The 19486-nt window shown below is 53.8% G+C and carries 15 protein-coding genes; 11 read left to right on the top strand and 4 right to left on the bottom strand.

Translation table 11 applies throughout. The features are described from left to right. The first annotated feature begins 83 nt into the window (after window positions 1–83). On the top strand, window positions 84–1028 hold the full coding sequence (locus L6466_RS01565) for a M23 family metallopeptidase (protein WP_091814230.1): 945 nt from the start codon (window positions 84–86) through the stop codon (window positions 1026–1028). A 72-nt stretch (window positions 1029–1100) separates the two neighbouring features. Here L6466_RS01565 and mtnN read toward each other — a convergent pair whose 3' ends face one another. Beyond that, on the bottom strand, window positions 1101–1745 hold the full coding sequence (mtnN, locus tag L6466_RS01560) for a 5'-methylthioadenosine/S-adenosylhomocysteine nucleosidase (RefSeq protein ID WP_237793577.1): 645 nt from the start codon (window positions 1743–1745) through the stop codon (window positions 1101–1103). A gap of 99 nt (window positions 1746–1844) precedes the next feature. On the opposite strand from mtnN, the gene L6466_RS01555 reads away from it, so the two are divergent. The 3 genes from L6466_RS01555 (at window position 1845) to L6466_RS01545 (ending at window position 6565) form a co-directional block, all read left to right on the top strand. After that, a complete protein-coding gene (locus L6466_RS01555; protein WP_237802292.1) occupies window positions 1845–3200 on the top strand; it encodes an alanine/glycine:cation symporter family protein in 1356 nt (451 codons plus the stop codon). A 108-nt stretch (window positions 3201–3308) separates the two neighbouring features. Next, window positions 3309–5894, top strand: coding sequence for a YfhO family protein (locus L6466_RS01550; RefSeq protein WP_237793578.1), 2586 nt, complete (start codon window positions 3309–3311; stop codon window positions 5892–5894). A 5-nt stretch (window positions 5895–5899) separates the two neighbouring features. Next, window positions 5900–6565 (top strand): YMGG-like glycine zipper-containing protein, encoded by a 666-nt coding sequence (locus tag L6466_RS01545; RefSeq protein WP_237802293.1) that lies wholly within the window; start codon window positions 5900–5902, stop codon window positions 6563–6565. On the opposite strand, the gene L6466_RS01540 is transcribed toward L6466_RS01545, so the two are convergent. After that, the gene (locus tag L6466_RS01540) at window positions 6540–6971 is read right to left on the bottom strand and encodes a septal ring lytic transglycosylase RlpA family protein (protein WP_371836491.1); all 432 of its coding nucleotides are present in this window, start codon (window positions 6969–6971) and stop codon (window positions 6540–6542) included. The two genes, L6466_RS01545 and L6466_RS01540, sit on opposite strands and share 26 nt — an antisense overlap. A gap of 26 nt (window positions 6972–6997) precedes the next feature. Next, window positions 6998–8338, bottom strand: a complete 1341-nt coding sequence (gene gdhA / locus L6466_RS01535; protein ID WP_091852518.1) for an NADP-specific glutamate dehydrogenase — start codon at window positions 8336–8338, stop codon at window positions 6998–7000. Window positions 8339–8515: 177 nt separating this feature from the next. Here gdhA and L6466_RS01530 point away from each other — a divergent pair, with 177 nt between their 5' ends. Next, the gene (locus tag L6466_RS01530) at window positions 8516–11524 is read left to right on the top strand and encodes a PEP/pyruvate-binding domain-containing protein (RefSeq protein WP_091813808.1); all 3009 of its coding nucleotides are present in this window, start codon (window positions 8516–8518) and stop codon (window positions 11522–11524) included. Window positions 11525–11528: 4 nt separating this feature from the next. Here the strand turns inward: L6466_RS01530 and L6466_RS01525 are convergent, their stop codons facing one another. Beyond that, entirely contained in the window at window positions 11529–12542 is a 1014-nt protein-coding gene (locus L6466_RS01525) for a YqiA/YcfP family alpha/beta fold hydrolase (protein ID WP_237802294.1), read from the bottom strand. Window positions 12543–12643: 101 nt separating this feature from the next. On the opposite strand from L6466_RS01525, the gene L6466_RS01520 reads away from it, so the two are divergent. The 6 genes from L6466_RS01520 to L6466_RS01495 all read left to right on the top strand — a co-directional run bounded on the left by L6466_RS01520 (window position 12644) and on the right by L6466_RS01495 (window position 19483). Beyond that, window positions 12644–13369 (top strand): head GIN domain-containing protein, encoded by a 726-nt coding sequence (locus L6466_RS01520; RefSeq protein ID WP_091813801.1) that lies wholly within the window; start codon window positions 12644–12646, stop codon window positions 13367–13369. A gap of 366 nt (window positions 13370–13735) precedes the next feature. Next, the gene (locus L6466_RS01515; protein ID WP_091814227.1) at window positions 13736–15112 is read left to right on the top strand and encodes a TolC family protein; all 1377 of its coding nucleotides are present in this window, start codon (window positions 13736–13738) and stop codon (window positions 15110–15112) included. Window positions 15113–15126: 14 nt separating this feature from the next. Further along, window positions 15127–16323 (top strand): efflux RND transporter periplasmic adaptor subunit, encoded by a 1197-nt coding sequence (locus L6466_RS01510; protein ID WP_091813798.1) that lies wholly within the window; start codon window positions 15127–15129, stop codon window positions 16321–16323. A gap of 53 nt (window positions 16324–16376) precedes the next feature. Continuing rightward, window positions 16377–17192 (top strand): ABC transporter ATP-binding protein, encoded by an 816-nt coding sequence (locus L6466_RS01505; RefSeq protein ID WP_091813795.1) that lies wholly within the window; start codon window positions 16377–16379, stop codon window positions 17190–17192. 40 nt (window positions 17193–17232) lie between these two features. Next, window positions 17233–18453 (top strand): ABC transporter permease, encoded by a 1221-nt coding sequence (locus L6466_RS01500; protein WP_237793580.1) that lies wholly within the window; start codon window positions 17233–17235, stop codon window positions 18451–18453. Next, a complete protein-coding gene (locus L6466_RS01495; RefSeq protein ID WP_237793581.1) occupies window positions 18446–19483 on the top strand; it encodes a sensor histidine kinase in 1038 nt (345 codons plus the stop codon). The genes L6466_RS01500 and L6466_RS01495 overlap by 8 nt, the downstream gene beginning before the upstream one ends. The last annotated feature ends 3 nt before the right edge of the window (window positions 19484–19486 follow it).

Here is a 19486-nt window from a genome sequence, read left to right as displayed (position 1 = left end):
ACCACAAATAATTGCACATTTTACAATTATTTCTCATAATTATTTATTATCTTTGCAATCGAATTATTGACTAACCAATGCATATGTCATTAAAGAGATTGAAAAAATTTGCCGTCATGGCTATTGCTTCACTTGCCGTGTTGCCTGCTGCTGGTCAGGATCTTCTGGCCAACCAAGCACCTATTGACCGCAAGATGAAAGTCGTAGACTCATTGATGCTACAACAACTGATTACAAACGAGGTATGGGAATCACCTGCCGCCGAATTATATGAAGACTGGGACAATATCTATGCTCACAAGGCTACGTCATTGCCCGACTCTTTTACTGTCAACCTACGTGATTTCTGCATGCCCACCACCAGCCGCCTGGTAACCTCAAACTTTGGTGCCCGCTGGGGCCGTCAGCACAAAGGCCTCGACATCAAGGTTTATATTGGTGATACCATCCGTGCGGCCTTCAGTGGTAAAGTACGTATCGTCAGGAACGAAGGAGCCCGCAAGGGTTATGGTAAGTATATCGTCATCCGTCACAACAACGGACTGGAGACCATCTACGGTCACCTGTCTGCATGGCTTGTAAGCGAGAACCAGGAAGTTCGCGCCGGCGATCCTATCGCCCTCGGTGGTAACACTGGCCGCAGCACCGGTTCACACCTGCACTTCGAGACCCGTCTCTGTGGTGTTGCCCTGAACCCTGCCGTGATGTTCGACTTCAAGAACCAGGACGTCGTAGGCGATACATGGACCTTCAACCGCTCTACCTACAACCGTGAGTCAGCAGAGGCAACCCGTCTGCGCGGTACAGGTGGCGTCTATCGTGGTGGTGACGGGCTGAACTACGCTGAGGTTCCCACCAGCAGGTCACAGGCTAGCAGCAGCAATGTACGCTACCACAAGGTGAAGAGCGGCGAGACCCTCTCAGCCATTGCCCGCAAGCACCACACCACTGTTTCGGCCCTGTGTAACCTGAATCGCATCAAGAAGACGGTAACACTCCGTCCTGGTCAGATTCTGAAATACAACTAAACATCTTATCACACCATAAAAAAAGGCTTTAGGCGAAAACCTAAAGTCTTTTTGTGTGTTCTGATGCTTCCCCTACAGACTTTCCACAAAGGCGCGGGTTGTCTGGAACGAGTGCTCTGCCACGGTATCCCAGAAATTATGATACTGTGAGGCATCGGTGTCGCGCAGGGGGATGTCGCTGATCACGCGGAACGAGATAAACGGCACCTTATTAATATAACAGGTCTGTGCAATGGCACATGATTCCATGTCAACCGCCTTCGCCTCTGGGAAATGACCAATAATCTCGCGCATCTTCTCCTTGGAGTCCACAAACCAGTCGCCAGTGACAATCAGTCCCTGATGAAGCTTGATGCCTGATGTCTGAATGCAGAGTGCCTTACGCAGCAGTTCCGGGTCGGCCTGATAGCGTGCGGGAAGTCCCTGCACCTGTCCATAGACGGTTGTATCGTCAATAGCCTTTCCACAGTAGACATCATGATAACAGAGTTCCTTACTGATGATGATATCCTGAACATTGACATCGTCACCATTACCGCCAGCACAGCCGCTGGAGATAATGCAGTCAGGATGAAACTCATTGATCATACGCTGGGCCCCCAGTGCCGCATTCACCTTGCCGATACCACATTTCTGTACCAGCACATCACTATTCCTAAAGACTTCCTGAAGCTGTTTCAGCTCCTTGTCCATTGCCACAATGATTCCTATTTTCATATCCGTAGTTTTATTTGTCTGACTGCAAAGGTACGATTTATTTTTGGGAATATGAAGAAAATGGTGTAATTTTGCACGTTGAAACTAAATCATGACGGAATGGAACCAATTAATGACTTCTTCTCGTTTCTCAGTTCCCTGCTTTGGGGCTGGCCCATGGTGATTCTCCTTCTGGGCACGCATGTCTTCCTGACTTTCCGTCTGGGCATCCCCCAGCGTAAGCTACTCACAGGCATCCGTCTCTCGGTCAGGAAAGACCCGGGAGCCAAAGGCGATGTCAGTCAGTTCGGTGCCCTGGCCACGGCCCTGGCAGCCACCATCGGAACGGGAAATATCGTCGGTGTGGCTACCGCAGTAGCCCTGGGCGGCCCCGGTGCCGTACTGTGGTGCTGGCTCACAGGTATCTTTGGCATGTCCACCAAATACGCCGAAGGACTGCTGGCCGTGAAATACCGCGTAAAGGGAAGCGACGGTCATACCTACGGCGGTCCGATGTATGCCCTGGAGCGCGGGCTGAACATGAAATGGCTCGCCATCCTCTTCGCCATCTTCACGGCACTGGCCTCGTTTGGTATCGGTTGTACGGTACAGGCCAACTCCATCGCGTTGCTGGCCAGTGAGACATTTGCCATCCCCACCTGGGGCGTCGGCCTTTTCATCTGCATCCTCACGGCATCCGTCATCCTTGGCGGTGTGAAGGCCATAGCCCGTGTATGCACGGTATTCGTACCCTTCATGGCAGCCCTGTATGTCATTGGCTGTATCGTCATTCTCATCATGAACAGCAGTTATGTATGGCCAGCCATAGAACTCATCGTACAGTCGGCCTTCAACCCCTCAGCAGCCGGTGGCGGTTTTGTAGGAGCCACGGTGATGATGGCGGCACGCTATGGTATTGCCCGCGGTCTATTCTCCAACGAGAGCGGTATGGGATCGGCCCCTATTGTGGCTGCAGCGGCACAGACCCGCAACCCCGTACGCCAGGCTTTGGTGTCGAGCACAGGCACCTTCTGGGACACTGTTGTCATCTGTGCCCTCACAGGCCTGGTACTCGTCAGCAGCATCCTGGCCTATCCTGACATCAGCTATTCCGATGGCGCAGCACTGACCAAGGTAGCCTTCTCCAAGATACCCTATGTAGGTGCACCGCTGCTGACATTCGGCATCCTCACCTTTGCCTTCAGCACCATCCTGGGCTGGAGCTATTATGGCGAGTGTGCCGTCAACTATATTGAGGCACGACGCACCAACCGTTTCTATCGCATCCTGTATATCGTGGCACTATTCTTCGGTTCCATCATCAGCCTGGACATCATCTGGAACATTGCCGACTGCATGAATGCGCTCATGACGATACCCAACCTCGTAGCCCTGATCCTGCTCAGTGGCGTTGCCGCCCGTGAGACCAGGAAATACCTGTGGGGCAACCGTCTGGACGAGGAGATGGAGGAATAAGCACCTGCAGGGCCTGTTACACGGCCTTTTTTGCAGAATCGTGTTGCACTTTAAGAAAAAAATCGTAATTTTGCGGCCAGAAATTTAAAACTAGTAAGTAATATAAAAATGAAATTGATTAAGCAGTGGCTGCCCGATGTGCTGGCAGTGGTATTCTTTGCTGTATTGGCTTTTGCCTATTTCTATCCCGCTGACGTACAAGACCGTGTGTTAAGTCAGGGCGACGTATCAGCCGGAATGGGTATGGGCGAGGAGGCTTCCCAGTATTATCAGAAGACGGGTGAGCGTACACGTTGGACAAACTCACTGTTCTCCGGTATGCCTACCTATCAGATATCACCCTCATACGACAGTACCGACCTGCTGTCGAAGGTGGAGAATGCCTACCATCTGTGGCTGCCCGATAATGTGTGGTACCTGTTCGTGTACCTGTTGGGCTTCTACATCCTGCTGCGTGCCTTCGATTTCCGTCAGCAGCTGGCCGCACTGGGCTCCGTGCTCTGGGCCTTCAGCACCTATTTTCTGATTATCATCGCTGCCGGACACCTGTGGAAGGTGATGGCGCTGGCCTATCTGCCGCCTATGATTGGCGGTATCGTCCTGGCCTTCAGGAAGAAATACCTCTGGGGACTGTTGGTTACCGCCCTCTTTGGCGCCCTTGAGATACATGCCAACCACGTACAGATGACATACTACTACTTGTTCGTCATCCTCCTGATGGTACTGGCATTCATCGTGGATGCCGTGATGAAAAAGGAGTACGCACACATCGGCAAGGCGCTGGGCGTCTGTATCGTTGGCGGACTGCTGGGCGTGATGGTCAACGCCTCCAACCTCTACCACACATGGCAGTACTCCAAGGAGACCATGCGCGGCAAGAGCGAACTGGTCAAGAAGAACACCAGCAACCAGACCGACAGTGGTCTGGAGCGCTCATATATCACTGACTACAGCTACGGCATCGGCGAGACATGGACACTGCTGGTACCCAATACCAAGGGCGGTACTTCCATGCACCTGCTCTTTGAGGACGACGCCGCCAAGAAAGCCATCAAGGATATGTCGGTCAACGTAGGCAACGGACAGGTGATGAAGGCCTCACAGGTATTCGACTACCTGAGTCAGCAGGGGCTCTACTTCACCCAGTACTGGGAAGAGAACCTGGAAGAGGGTGCCAACGGCACCATGGGTCCCGTCTACGTAGGTGCCTTTGTGCTGATGCTGGCAGTGCTGTGCCTGCTGATCTGCTATCGCAACCCACTGACATGGGGCCTGCTGGCAGCCACACTCCTGAGTATCATGCTGGCATGGGGTAAGAACTTCATGGGACTTACCGACCTGTTCATCGACTACATGCCCATGTATGCGAAGTTCCGTGCCGTGGAGTCCATACTGGTCATTGCCGAGTTCACCATCCCGCTGATGGCCATGCTGGCACTGAAGGAGTTGGTTATCTCTGAGAAGCCTCAGACATCAGACATCAAACCTCGCAACCTCAATCCCCAGATCCTCATCGCCTTTGCCCTGACAGGTGGTATCGCCCTGCTGTTTGCCGTGGCTCCCACCATGTTCTTCGACTTCTACACGGATGCAGAGGCCAACATCTTCCATCAGATACTCCCACCGCCGGCTGATGCCGACGCCCTGCTGGAGGCTCTGAGTGAGGCCCGTCAGGCCGTGTTCACAGCCGACTGCTGGCGTTCATTCTTCATCATCGTGCTGGGCACACTGGTACTGCTGCTCTACCGTGCGAAGAAACTGAAGACATGGATGATGGCTGCACTGCTGCTGGTTATCTGCCTGGTTGACCTGTGGCAGGTAAACCGCCGCTATCTGAACCCCAACGACAAGAAGCAGTTCATGAAAAAGGTGGAGCGTCAGCAGATTCGTCCGCTCACAGAGGCCGACCAGCGTATCATGGATGATCCTACGCTCTATTACCGCGTGCTAAACCTGGCTCCGAACGTGTTCAATGAGAACGAGACATCGTATTACCATAAGAGCGTGGGCGGATACCATGCCGCCAAACTGCGCCGCTACCAGGAACTGATAGAGCACTATATCTCCAGTCAGACCAATGCCGTGAAGGAGTCCATCCAGTCGTTCTATGGTGACCTGACACAGGTCAACGGTGACAGCATCTGGAATGTGCTCAATATGCTCAACACCAAGTATTTCCTCCTGGCACAGCAGAACATCGAGGTACAGAACCCCTATGCCTATGGCAATGCCTGGTTCGTGGACAAGGTGAAGTATGTGGACAATGCCAACCAGGAACTGGATGCCCTGGGACAGACAGACCTGAGACATGAGGCCGTGGCCGACAAGCAGTTCCAGCAGGTACTGGGCGAGGCCGTGCCACAGGATTCCACCTCAACAGTGGAACTGACAGCCTACGAGCCCAACCAGCTGACCTATAGCGTTGAGAGCAAGAAGGGTGGCGTGCTGGTATTCTCTGAGATATACTATCCGGGATGGACTGCCACCGTGGATGGTGAGGAAGTGGAACTGGGACGCGTCAACTACGTATTGCGTGCCATGCCTGTCACCGCCGGCCATCATGAGGTGGTGCTCAGCTTCTTCCCCAAGTCACTGGACACCACAGAGACCCTGGCTTATGTAGCCCTGACACTGATACTGCTCTGTGTCGTGGCACTCATCGTTTTGCAGATAAGACGTAAACCAAAAGCGTGAAAGATATGAAGAAAGGAGTGATTTTCATTTTAGGCGTGCTCCTGCTGGTGAGCAGCTGCACATCGAATACCGCCGTGGGAGCCCACATGGGCGGTGAGTTCGGACACGTCATTGGCTCTGCCATCGGCGGACTGACAGGTGGCTGGCGCGGACACCACACGGGTGCCATCATCGGTACCGTGGGCGGCATCGCGGCCGGTGCAGCCATCGGATCGGCCATAGACAAGGCGCAGGAACGGAAATACGAGGAGCGCATACCCCAGCGCCGTCAGCAGCCTGCCGACGATATCATCTATATGGACGATGAGATATCTATGCTGGAGATCCGCCATGCCATGATTACCGAGACACAGCACGACGGCGTACTGACACGCGGCGAGGAGTGTTCGGTGGTGTTCGAGATCCACAACACGTCCGACAATACCGTCTACGACGTCTGTCCGTTCGTGGAGGACGTGACGGGCAACAAGCATATCAATATCTCGCCCAACCTGAAGATTGAGAGTATCGGTCCGCGTCAGGGCGTGCGCTATACGGCAACCATACTGGCCGACAAGCGACTGAAAGATGGGGAGATTATGGTACGTGTGGGTGTAGCACAGGGAGGCAAGGAGGTCACCTCACAGACACGCCAGTTCACGGTGCCTACGGCAAAGAATGTCCGTGAATAGGTTTCCAGGGGAATTCCTCTGTCTCTACAGCCTCATAGACCCTCGGGAGGATATTGTCACGGTCTCTCTTCATGGGAATATGGAAATGTTCCAACGGTTCAATAATCACGTTGGCCACACCTGTTGAGAGGATGCCCAGTACCTTGGCAGCAGCCCACGACAGGTCCACGATACGTCCGCGGACAAAAGGACCGCGGTCGTTGACCCTCACCACAATCATTCTTCCGTTGGAGGGATTGGTAACCTGCAACAGTGTGCCGAAGGGATAGGAGCGATGGGCACATGTCAGACTATCATGATGCAACCGGTCACCACTGGCAGTCATGCGTCCCGTAGCTCTCTTAGAATAATATGAAGCCTTACCGACCTGGATCTGGCCCAGAACGGTAAGGCTTACTGTTAGCATGAATAATAATATCTTTTTTCTTATACTCATACAATTCCCTGGGCGAGCATGGCCTTGGCTACCTTCATGAAGCCAGCCACGTTAGCGCCCTTCACATAATTCACATAGCCAGAAGGCTCCTTGCCGTATTTCAGGCACTGCTCATGGATACCCTGCATAATCTGATGGAGCTTCTGGTCAACCTCCTCGCCAGTCCAGGAGATACGCATAGAGTTCTGTGTCATCTCCAGACCTGAGGTAGCCACACCGCCGGCATTCACTGCCTTGCCGGGTGCGAAGAGCTGGCCTGCGGCAATGAACTTATTCACAGCCTCGGCAGTACAACCCATATTCGACACCTCAGCTACGCACAGAGGCTTGTTGGCCAGGATACGGTCGGCATCCTCACCGTTGAGCTCGTTCTGTGTAGCACAGGGCAGATAGATATCGGCCTTGGCCTCCCAGGGTTTCTTGCCCTCGAAGAACTTCGCCTCGGGGAACTCCTCTGCATAGGGAGCACAGATATCATTGCCACTGGCACGCAGCTCCAGCATATAGTCAATCTTCTCGGCATCCAGGCCGGCCTCATCCAGGATATAACCGTCGGGACCACTGATGGTGATGACCTTTGCTCCCAGTTCGGTAGCCTTCTTGGCTGCGCCCCATGCCACATTTCCGAAGCCGGAGAGGGCCACTGTCTTTCCCTTGATATCCAGGTTGTGGGTCTCCAGCATATGGTGTACGAAATAGAGAGCGCCATAACCGGTAGCCTCGGGACGCAGGATACTGCCGCCCCACTCCAATCCCTTGCCGGTCAGTGTGGCACCATGGAACTGTGACGTGAGTTTCTTGTACATACCAAACAGATAGCCAATCTCACGGCCACCCACGCCGATATCACCGGCAGGTACGTCCATGTCAGGACCGATGACCTTGAACAGCTCTGTCATGAATGCCTGACAGAAACGCATAATCTCTGCATCACTCTTTCCACGGGGTGCGAAATCAGAACCGCCCTTGCCACCGCCCATAGGCAGCGTTGTCAGTGCATTCTTAAAGGTCTGTTCGAAGCCCAGGAACTTCAGGATAGACAGGTTTACCGACGGATGGAAACGCAGACCGCCCTTATACGGGCCGATAGCGCTATTGAACTGCACGCGGTAACCGATATTCACCTGTACCTCACCCTTGTCATCAACCCAGGGCACACGGAACGTGGTGATACGCTCGGGTTCCACGATGCGCTCTACTATTTTTGCCTTTTCAAATTCAGGATGCTGGTTGTACACGTCCTTGATGGACTCCAGTACTTCACGAACAGCCTGAAGGTACTCTAACTCGCCCGGATGCTTGCGCTCCAAAGCTTGCATTATTTTCTCAACTTCCATAGTTTTTTTAAATTTTAAAGTTAATCAGATGGTTTTTATAACACCGCAAATTTAAGAATAAAATAATTTACAACCAAGGAAAAAGAACAAAAAATAACACTTTTCACTTTTCAAAACCCACTTTTCACTAAAAAAAACGTACCTTTGCACTCGCAAACCTAAAATTGCAAAGAGCATATGGCAAATGTACCACAGGAATTCAATACCTTTTATCTGAAAGATGTCTCGTTTGTGAACCTGATGACCCGCCGCATCTTCAACGTGCTCATCGTGGCCAACCCCTATGATGCCTTTATGTTGGAGGACGACGGACGCGTAGACGAGAAGATCTTTGATGAGTATACCGAACTGGGCATGCGTTTCCCGCCTATCTTCACACAGGTGAGTACCATCGAGGAGGCACGCCATGTGCTCGACGAGACCAGCATCGACCTGGTCATCTGTATGCCGGGTACTGCCGATAACGATGCCTTTACCGTGGCACGCGAGGTGAAAGCCATCCAGCCTTCGGTGCCCTGCGTGGTACTGACGCCTTTCAGTCATGGTATCACCAAGCGCATGCAGAACGAGGATATGACCATCTTCGACTATGTGTTCTGCTGGCTGGGCAATACCAACCTCATCCTCTCCATCATCAAACTGATTGAGGATAAGATGAATATCGAACATGATATCGAGGAGGCAGGCGTGCAGATGATCCTGCTGGTAGAGGATAATATCCGTTTCTACTCCAGCGTGCTGCCCAACCTATATAATTATATCCTGCAGCAGTCAAAGAACTTCTCTACGGAGGCCCTCAACCCCCATGCTGCCGCACAGCGTAAGCGCGGCCGCCCGAAGGTGGTGCTCGCCACCAACTACGAGGAGGCCTTGCAGATCTACGAGAAGTATGCAGAGAACACCCTGGGCGTGATCAGTGACACGCGCTTCCCCATGCAGACCCCCATCGGTCGCCTGAGCCATGTGGAGGAGGGTGATCCTGAGGCCGGACTGAAACTGCTGCGTACCATCCGTCAGCACGACGAGTACGTACCTCTTATATTAGAGAGCAGTGAGGTGGAGAATCGTGAGAAGGCCTGGGCAGAGGGATTTGACTTCCTGGACAAGAACTCAAAGAAATTCAATGTGGACTTGCGCAAGATGATTGAAGAGCACCTGGGATTTGGCGATTTCGTGTTCCGTGACCCAGAGACCCACGAGGAGGTGGCTCGTGTCAAGACACTGAAGGAGCTGCAGGATAATATCTTCAAGATACCGCACGACTCACTGATGCACCATATCCGCCGCAACCACATGAGCCGCTGGCTCTGCGCCCGCGCCATTTTCCCTGTATCACAGTTCCTGAAGCAGGTCACGTGGCACAAGCTGCAGGATGTGGATGCCCACCGTCAGATTATCTTCGATGCCATCGTACAGTACCGACGTATGAAGAATATCGGTGTGGTGGCCGTGTTCGACCGACTGAAGTTCGACCGCTATGCCCACTTTGCCCGCATCGGTGAGGGTTCGCTGGGCGGTAAGGGCCGCGGCCTGGCTTTCCTTGACAATATCATCAAGCGCCATCCCGAACTAAACCAGTTTGGCAATGCTACCGTGCAGATTCCCAAAACGGTGGTGCTCTGTACCGACTTCTTCGACCGCTTCATGGACGACAACAACCTGTGGTCCATCGCGCTGAGCGATGCGCCCGACGAGGTCATCCTCCAGCACTTCCTCAAGGCACAGCTGCCCGATGACCTCATAGAGGACTTCTTCATCTTCTTCGACGCCATTAAGACACCTATCGCCATCCGTTCATCGTCCTTGCTGGAGGACTCCCACTACCAGCCCTTCGCAGGTATCTACTCTACGTATATGATACCCTGGCTCGACGACAAATACGAGATGCTGCGCATGCTGGCCTGTGCCATCAAGAGCGTCTATGCCTCGGTCTATTACCGCGACTCCAAGGCCTACATGACCGCCACGCAGAATGTCATCGACCAGGAGAAGATGGCAGTGATACTCCAGGAGGTGGTGGGCCACCGCTATGGCGACCTCTACTACCCCACGTTCTCGGGTGTGCTGCGCTCACTCAACTACTACCCCATTGGCGACGAGACGGCCGAGGAGGGTATCGCCTCACTGGCACTGGGTCTTGGCAAGTACATCGTGGACGGCGGACAGACCCTGCGCGTCAGTCCCTACCACCCGAACCAGGTGCTGCAGACCAGTGAGATGGAGACGGCGCTGCGCGACACCCAGACCCGTTTCTATGCGCTGGACATGAGTCATGTGGGCGACGACTTCAAGGTGGACGACGGCTTCAACATCAAGAACCTGCGTGTGCGTCAGGCCGATGCCGACGGCTCGCTCACCTTTATCGCCTCTACCTACGACCCCATGGACCAGGTCATCCGCGACGGCATCTACGAAGGTGGCCGCAAGATCATCTCTTTCTGTGGTGTGCTGCAGCAGGGTGTCTTCCCCCTTCCCGAACTCCTCCAGATGTCGCAGAAGCTCGGTGCCGAGGAGATGCGCCGTCCTGTGGAGATCGAGTTTGCCTGCAACCTCAATGACGACCGCACGGGCGAGTTCTACCTCCTGCAGATACGTCCTATCGTAGACTCCAAGCAGGTGCTCGATGAGGACCTGCAGCAGATTCCCGACGAACAGTGCCTGTTGCGCTCACACAACTCGTTGGGCCATGGTATCTCCGAGGATGTGACCGACGTGGTATATGTGAAGACCGACGAGAACTTCACGGCAGCCAACAACCCGATGATTGCCGACGAGATAGAACGTATCAACCGCAAGTTCCTCAACGAGGACAAGAACTATATCCTCATCGGTCCGGGCCGCTGGGGCTCCAGCGACTACTGGCTGGGCATCCCCGTGAAATGGCCGCATATCTCGGGCGCACGCGTCATCGTGGAGGCCGGCCTGAAGAACTATCACGTGGATCCCTCGCAGGGCACCCACTTCTTCCAGAACCTCACCTCGTTTGGCGTGGGCTACTTCACCATCAACACCTATACGGGCGATGGTGTGCTGCAAAAAGAAATCCTCGACAGCATGCCTGCCGTCGAGGAGACTGAACATGTGCGCCATGTGCGCTTCGAGCGTCCGCTCAAGGTGATGATGGACGGCAAGAAGCAGACGGGCGTCGTACTACTGCCTCAGGAAGGGACGGAAGAGCCGGCATAGGCTGCTACTGTCCGCCGAGTCGTGAGAAATACTCAATGATATCTTCCCATGTCTTGAAGGTATCAGAACCATATTCCAGGAGGGTGGCCATCGTGTCGCCCTCTTTTTTCTTGCTGATCAGGTAGTCGCCATAGAGCAGGTCACGACGGTGCGTATAGATGGTATGGCGCCATGCCGGCACGTTGACATACTCCTCCAGCCACTGTCCCCAGCGCTTTTCCGCTGGGTATTCATCCTCACACACGAAATACACCTGATAGTTCTCTATCAGCAGGCGCACCGCCTTCTGACTGCTGCTATTGGGCTTATTGTAGGCATCCACCAGCGTCTCTATACCTATATATATAATAGGACGCTGACGGTTCTCCTGCCGGTCGTCGATCCAGCGTATCACGGGCACCACGGCATGCATGAACGAACGGTCGTCCATCCTGTGCTCCCCATGGAAATGGGCCGCCTTGGGGTAGCGCTCACGAAACATATCAAACGTATCCACCAAATCGTCCTTGTCGCCAAAGAGGCCATAGACGCGGTTTCTCTCCTTCTCCAGCTCCTCGTCGCCCAGGCCTTCCAGTCCCGAGAAACGCCGTTCGCTCACCTGCCGGTACTCCTTCACCAGGGCCTTGTCCACATAGAACTGCTGCACGCCGTCCAGGCGCGGGTTCTGGAAAGTCTGCGTCCCCGTCATCCCGTGCTGCTGCATGGTATCGGCCAGGCACAGGGCGGGATTCATGCAGATACGGTCATAGCCGTAGAGCTGTTCGGTATACATACCACCCATCGAGGTACCCAGGATCAGGTCCGGCTGTTCCTTCTCACAAAGCTCGCGCAACAGGGCCTGCGCCTCTTCAGGATGGATGGGCAGGTCGGGTGCTATGACGTTGGCATTGGGCAGGATGGTGCGCAGGCGCGTCACCGTACCGCTCTGTCCGCTACTGCCGAATCCGTGGAGATACATCACTGTTTTCCCCTTCATCAGTTCGGGAAATTGCTTTACGTATTGGTTCTGTTGTTCCATAACGCATACAAAGGTACGAAAAAAATAGGTATCGTTGCAACATTTCCCCGACTATTTACGTCTAACGGATAAAATGTAGAACTAAAAAAGAAAAAGTAAGTATGGAAAAAATGATTGTATGTGGATTCATTTCCACGATGCTGTTTTTATCGTCGTGTGTCAGCTTCAACATCGATAAGGTGAAGCCAAGTGGCAATATCGTCAAGGAGGAGTACCAGATGGAGCCCTTCAATGAGGTGGACCTCGACCTGATGGGCAATGTGAAGATCGTGCAGGGCAAGGGTGATGACTACCGTGTGGTGATATCGGCTCCTGACAACTACATCGAATTCTACAAGTTCAGCGTGGACGGTCACGAACTGAATGGCGACATCATGCACAGTGGCGCCCTAGATACAGACGATGTGAAGATCACCATCTACACCCCCGAACTGCGTTCTTTGGAGAATGAAGGTCTGGCAACCATCATCATCGACAGTCTGACAACCAGGTCCCTGTCTGTCGAGAACTCGGGCGTAGGTGCCATGAAGCTCCGCAATCTCAGTATCAACAAGCTGGCCGTAGAGTGCTCGGGCGTGGGCGGCATCACGATGAGCGGCCAGGCCGCATGGGTCAGACTGGACTGTTCCGGCGTGGGCAGCATTGACGCCAGGAACCTGAAGGCACGCCGTGTGCAGGGAGAAGTCAATGGTGTGGGCAGCATCAATTGTCACGCCACCGACACACTGAAAGCCACGGTCAACGGTGTAGGCTCCTTCAAGTTTGCCGGAAACCCTGGCGTGAAGAAGCTCAGCGACAATGGCGTTGGAAGTATATCTGAACTGTAATAAAAAAGTACAGCGATGCGTAATTGTAATATGAACACGCTTTAAGAGGCATTTTACATTGATATAAATCAATTATATTGCAGATTGAAAGAAAAATCGCCAAAAAAGTTTGTATCTGAAAGCAAAAAGGTATAATTTTGCATCGTGTTTTTCATAGTATTAGATTTAAGGTTAACAAAGGTTGGGTCACAGCGGTGACCCTTTTTTTATGCCATAAAAAAATTAAAAACCGCACATTTCCCCGACAAAAAGGCATAAAAATTCTATAAATAGACAAATTCTGCCTATATTATTTCATTATATCGGAAATTGTTTCTAATTTTGCACCGTGAAAATGTAAAAGTAATCAAAACGACAGACATTAACATGAAGCAATTTATTAACAAGATAAAGGTTGGAACGAAAGGGATGATACCCCTTTTTCTTTTCGCCTTTATACCCACCCATGCGCAAAAGCAGTGGACGATGCAGGAATGTATTGACTATGCCATGCAAAACAATATCACCCTGCAGAAAGCACGTCTCAGTCAGCAGTCGGCCGTAGAGGATGTCAAAGGCTCCAAGGGCGCCCTGCTCCCTACCGTCAGCGCATCGGCTAACCAGAGCCTGGGCTACCGTCCCTGGCAGGACACGGGAAGCACCACGGTGACCAACGGTATGGTCAACACCAAGGTGGACAAGACCTACCTGAACGGCTCCTATGGCGTCAATGCCCAGTGGACCGTATGGAACGGCAACAAGAACACCAACAATGTGAAGCTCAACAAACTGTCGGGCCAGCAGGCTGAACTGCAGGTGGCCGAGACAGCCAACAGTATCCAGGAGCGCATTGCCCAGCTCTACGTACAGATCCTCTATCTCGACGAGAGCATCAAGGTGAGCAAGGCCAGTCTGGAGACCAGTCAGAAGAACGAGGAGCGCGGCAAGGAGATGGTTGAGGTTGGCAAGATGTCAAAGGCCGACCTGGCACAGTTGACCGCCCAGCGTGCCTCCGACGAATATAATGTGGTGGATGCACAGGCACAGATGGCCAACTACAAGCTGCAACTGAAACAACTGTTGGAGCTGACCGGTGAGGAGGAGTTCGACGTGGTCATCCCGCAGACGACCGACGACCAGGCCCTGGCCGAGATTCCCGCCCTGCAGAACGTATACCAGCAGGCGCTGCTGAGCCGTCCGGAGATAGAGAGTTCCAAACTGGCCATCGAGAGCAGCGACCTCAACGTGAAGATTGCCAAGGCCGGCTGGCTGCCCAGCCTCAGCCTGTCGGGCAGTTTCTCTACCAGCACCAACTCCCTGTCGTCCAACGGATGGAGCAATCAGATGAAGACCAACTTCAGTACGCAGGCCGGACTGACCCTGAGCGTTCCCCTGTTCGACGGTCGTCAGACACGTACCTCGGTGAACAAGGCCAAGATCCAGCGCCAGCAGGCACAGCTGGACCTGCAGGATCAGCAGAAGACGCTCTACCAGACCATCGAAGGCTACTGGCTGGATGCCAATACCAACCAACAGCGTTTCCGTGCGGCCCAGACCACGGTAGAGAGTGAACAGCAGAGCTATGACCTGCTGGCAGAGAAGTTCAACCTGGGTCTCACCAATATCATCGAACTGATGAATGGCAAGGACAAGCTGCTGTCGGCCCAGCAGAACCGTCTGCAGTCCAAGTACCAGACCATCCTGAACCAGCAGTTGCTGCGTTTCTATAGTGAAGGAAGACCCACCCCCGATATCACGAAATAAAAATAAGACAAGATATGAATAACAAAAAAACTTGGGCCATCGTCATTGCCGTTGTGGCTGTCGTGGCTGTCGCCGCCTACCTCCTGTCGGGCGGCAAGAAAGAGAACACCGTCTCTTTCGAGACGGCAAAGGTGGAACGTACCAGTATCAAGAGTTCCATCACTGCAACAGGTACCATCGAACCCGTTACCTCCGTCACCGTAGGTACACAGGTCAGCGGTATCGTATCCAAGCTCTATGTTGACTACAACTCCGTGGTGAAGAAGGGTCAGGTCATCGCCGAACTGGACAAGACCAACCTGACCAGTGAACTGAAGACGGCACAGGCCAACCTGTCGTCGGCACAGAGCACGCTGAACTACGAGCAGACGAATTTCAACCGCTACCAGACGCTGTTCAACAAGGGGCTGGTGAGCGCCGATGAATATGAGACAGCCAAACTGTCGTACCTCAAGGCCAAGGAACAGGTGAACACCTCCCGCGAGAGTGTGCAGAAGGCACAGACCAACCTGGGCTATGCCACCATCACCAGTCCTATCGACGGTGTGGTACTGTCGAAAGCCGTGGAAGAGGGACAGACCGTGGCTGCTTCTTTCAACACCCCTGAGCTCTTCACCATTGCACAGGACCTGACCGATATGCGCGTGATTGCTGATATCGACGAGGCCGACATCGGTGGCGTGAAGGAGGGACAGCGTGTCACCTTCACCGTGGATGCCTTCCCCGATGACCATTTCGAGGGACAGGTCACACAGGTGCGCCAGCAGGCCACCACAGAGAGTAATGTGGTGACCTACGAGGTAGTTATCTCGGCTCCCAACAATGATCTCAAACTGAAGCCAGGTCTCACCGCCAATGTCACCATCTACACCATGGAGAAGAATGATGTGATGGCCGTTCCCTCAAAGGCACTGCGCTTCACGCCCAACGAGGCCCTGCTCACCGAACAGCAGAAGGTGGAGGATTGCGAGGGCGACTTCAAGGTATGGACCAAGGAAGGTGATGTGTTCAAGGCCCATAAGGTGGAAGTGGGTACCACCAATGGCCTGCTGACCGAGATTGTCAGTGGCATCGCCGAAGGTACCGACGTACTGGTTGACTTCAGTATCGACGGTGGCGACGGTGCCGGTCAGGACCAGCAGGCACAGAACCCCTTCATGCCGCGTCCAAGAAACAACAGGCAGCAGAACGGACAACAACAGAAAAAGTAAAGACCCACCCCCGCCCCCTCCCTGAATGGAGGGGAGTAGATAGAGATAATCATATGAATGAAGACAAGATAAAGACTGAGAACGGGCTAACCACTCCCCTCCCTCGCAGGGAGGGGCAGGAGGAGGGTCGCGTCGTCATTGAGCTGCAGAACGTCAAGCGCTACTTCAAGGTGGGCAGCGAGACGGTGAAGGCCCTTCGCGGTGTCTCGTTCAAGATATATGAAGGCGAGTTCGTCACCATCCAGGGTACGTCAGGCTCGGGAAAATCCACCCTGCTCAACCAGTTGGGCTGCCTGGACACCCCTACCAGCGGCGAATACCTGCTCGACGGTATCTCCGTGCGTGAGATGTCGAAGACCCAGCGCGCCCATCTGCGCAACCGTAAGATCGGCTTTGTGTTCCAGAACTACAATCTGCTGGCCAAGACCACGGCTGTGGAGAATGTGGAACTGCCGTTGATGTACAACCCCAGCGTGTCGGCCACCGAGCGCCGCGAACGTGCCATCAAGGCCCTGCAGGCAGTAGGACTGGGCGACCGCCTCGACCATAAGTCGAACCAGATGTCGGGTGGACAGATGCAGCGCGTGGCTATCGCCCGTGCCCTGGTCAACGAGCCTGCCGTGCTGCTGGCCGACGAGGCTACGGGTAACCTGGACACACGCACCTCCTTCGAGATGCTGGTGCTCTTCCAGGAACTGTACCGCCAGGGCCACACCATCATCTTCGTGACCCACAACCCTGAGATTGCCGAGTATAGCAGCCGTAATATCAACCTGCGCGACGGCAAGATCCGTGAGGATACCTACAACGAGAACATCAAGTCGGCAGCAGAGGCTTTGGCAGCCCTGCCCGTGATGAACGATGACTAAGGGAAAAGTGAACAGTGAAAAGTGAAAAATTTGCTACCGCATGAATTTATATAATTTATTCAAGATAAGCATCAGGGCCGTAGGCAACAACAAGATGCGCTCTTTCCTCTCCATGCTGGGTATCATCATCGGCGTGGCAGCTGTCATCATCATGATGTCGATAGGACAGGGCTCCAAGGAGAGTATCCGCTCGGAACTCTCCACCATGGGTACCAACCTGCTCACCATCCGTCCGGGTGCCGACATGCGTGGCGGCGTCCGTCAGGACCCGTCGGCCATGCAGACCCTGAAGATGGCCGACTACCAGCGTATCATCCGTGAGAAGAAATTCGTCACGAAGGTATCGCCCGAGGTAACGGCCAGCGGTCAGGTGGTCTATGGCAACAACAACACCACGACGACCATCTATGGTGAGAGTACGGAATACCTGGATATCAAGCAGTGGCCCGTGGAGCGCGGCGACTGCTTCACCGAAGAGGATATCAACAAGGCCGCCAAGAAGGTGGTGGTGGGTAAGACCATCGTTACCGAACTCTTTGGCGAGGGTGCCGACCCCATCGGCAAGACCATCCGCTTCAAGTCCATCCCGATGACCATCGTGGGTGTGCTGAAGGCCAAGGGCTATAACTCATGGGGCATGGACCAGGATAATGTGATTATCGCGCCCTATACCACCGTGATGAAGCGTATCGCTGCCCAGACCTGGTTCTCCAGCATCGTCTGTTCGGCTATCACCGAGGACCTCTCGGATGCCGCCATCGAGGAACTCACCCAGATGTTGCGCGACAACCACAAGCTGAAGGGCGAGGCTGCCGACGACTTCACCATCCGTTCTCAGGCTGAGATGATGGAGACCATGTCAACGACCATGGACATGGTGACACTGATCCTCGTGGTGGCTGCCGCCTTCTCCCTCCTGGTGGCTGGTATCGGCATCATGAACATCATGCTGGTGAGCGTCACCGAACGTACCAAGGAGATTGGTCTCCGCATGGCCGTAGGTGCCACGGGAGCCGTCATCTCCCTGCAGTTCCTTATCGAGTCTGTATTAATCAGCGTGACGGGCGGACTGTTGGGTATCATCGTGGGCTGTAGTGCCAGCGAACTGCTCGTACCGTTGTTTGGCATGCCCAGCAGCGTACCGGCATGGAGCATCTACGTCTCCTTCCTCGTGTGTGTTGCTATCGGTGTTGGCTTCGGTTATGTACCGGCCGTTAAAGCCGCCCGTATGGATCCTATAGAAGCTATCCGTCATGAATAAGCATATCGCAGGCATGTGCCACATTGCCCTTTGGGCATTCCTTTTCCTGTCGCCCCTCACCTACTGGAGGGGTATGGGCTTTAACGGGGTCCACTACTTGATGACCTGTATGCAGCCCCTGTTCCTGATGATTGTGTTCTACCTCAATTATCTGGTGCTGGCGCCTAAGTTCTTTGTCGAGGGCAAGCACCGCTACGACCTGCTCATCAATGTGGTGCTGATCACCGTGTTAGGTGTCACCCTGCACTACTGGATGCAGTACACCAACGAGATGTTCAACCTCCATCATATGCGACGTACCTACGACCTCTTAGGAACGATCTCGTATATTGTACGCGACAGTCTCAATCTGGCAGTCTTCGCAGCTGGTGCCACCGCCCTGGCCCTGGCACGTAAGTGGGTCACCACCGACCAGAAACTGAAAGATACAGAGGCAGCTCGTGCACAGGCAGAATTGAAGAACCTGCGCAACCAGATTAATCCTCATTTTCTGCTCAATACCCTGAATAACATCTACGCCCTCACCGCCATCAGTGCCGAACGGGCTCAGGAGGCCATCATGGAACTGTCGAAGATGCTGCGCCACATGCTCTATGAGTATCAGGAGCCCACGGTGCCCCTGAAGGAGGAGGTCGATTTCATCAGAAACTACGTCAATCTGATGAAGTTGCGCATGCCGGCAGGGGTCGATGTGTCGTTTGAGGTCAACTGTCTGTCGTGCGACCTGCGCATCTCGCCCATGCTCATCATCTCGCTTGTAGAGAATGCCTTCAAGCATGGCATCAGTCCCACGGAACCCAGTTTTGTGCATATCCAGGTGTTTATCGACAAGGCCAACCGTGTGGTGACCTTCGATATCCGCAACTCCAACTTCCCCAAGACGGAGGAAGACCGCAGCGGTCACGGCATCGGCCTGCAGCAGGTGGAGCGCCGACTGCAGCTTATCTATCCGGAAAAACACATCTGGGAGAAAGGAGTTACCGACGATGGTAAGACGTATTACTCAAGAATCACAATAGATACTAAATAATAA

The organism is Prevotella communis, assembly GCF_022024175.1.
Taxonomy (GTDB): domain Bacteria; phylum Bacteroidota; class Bacteroidia; order Bacteroidales; family Bacteroidaceae; genus Prevotella; species Prevotella communis.
The sequence above is the reverse complement of the archived record's forward strand: the minus strand, read 5'-3'. Positions and strand labels throughout refer to the sequence as shown.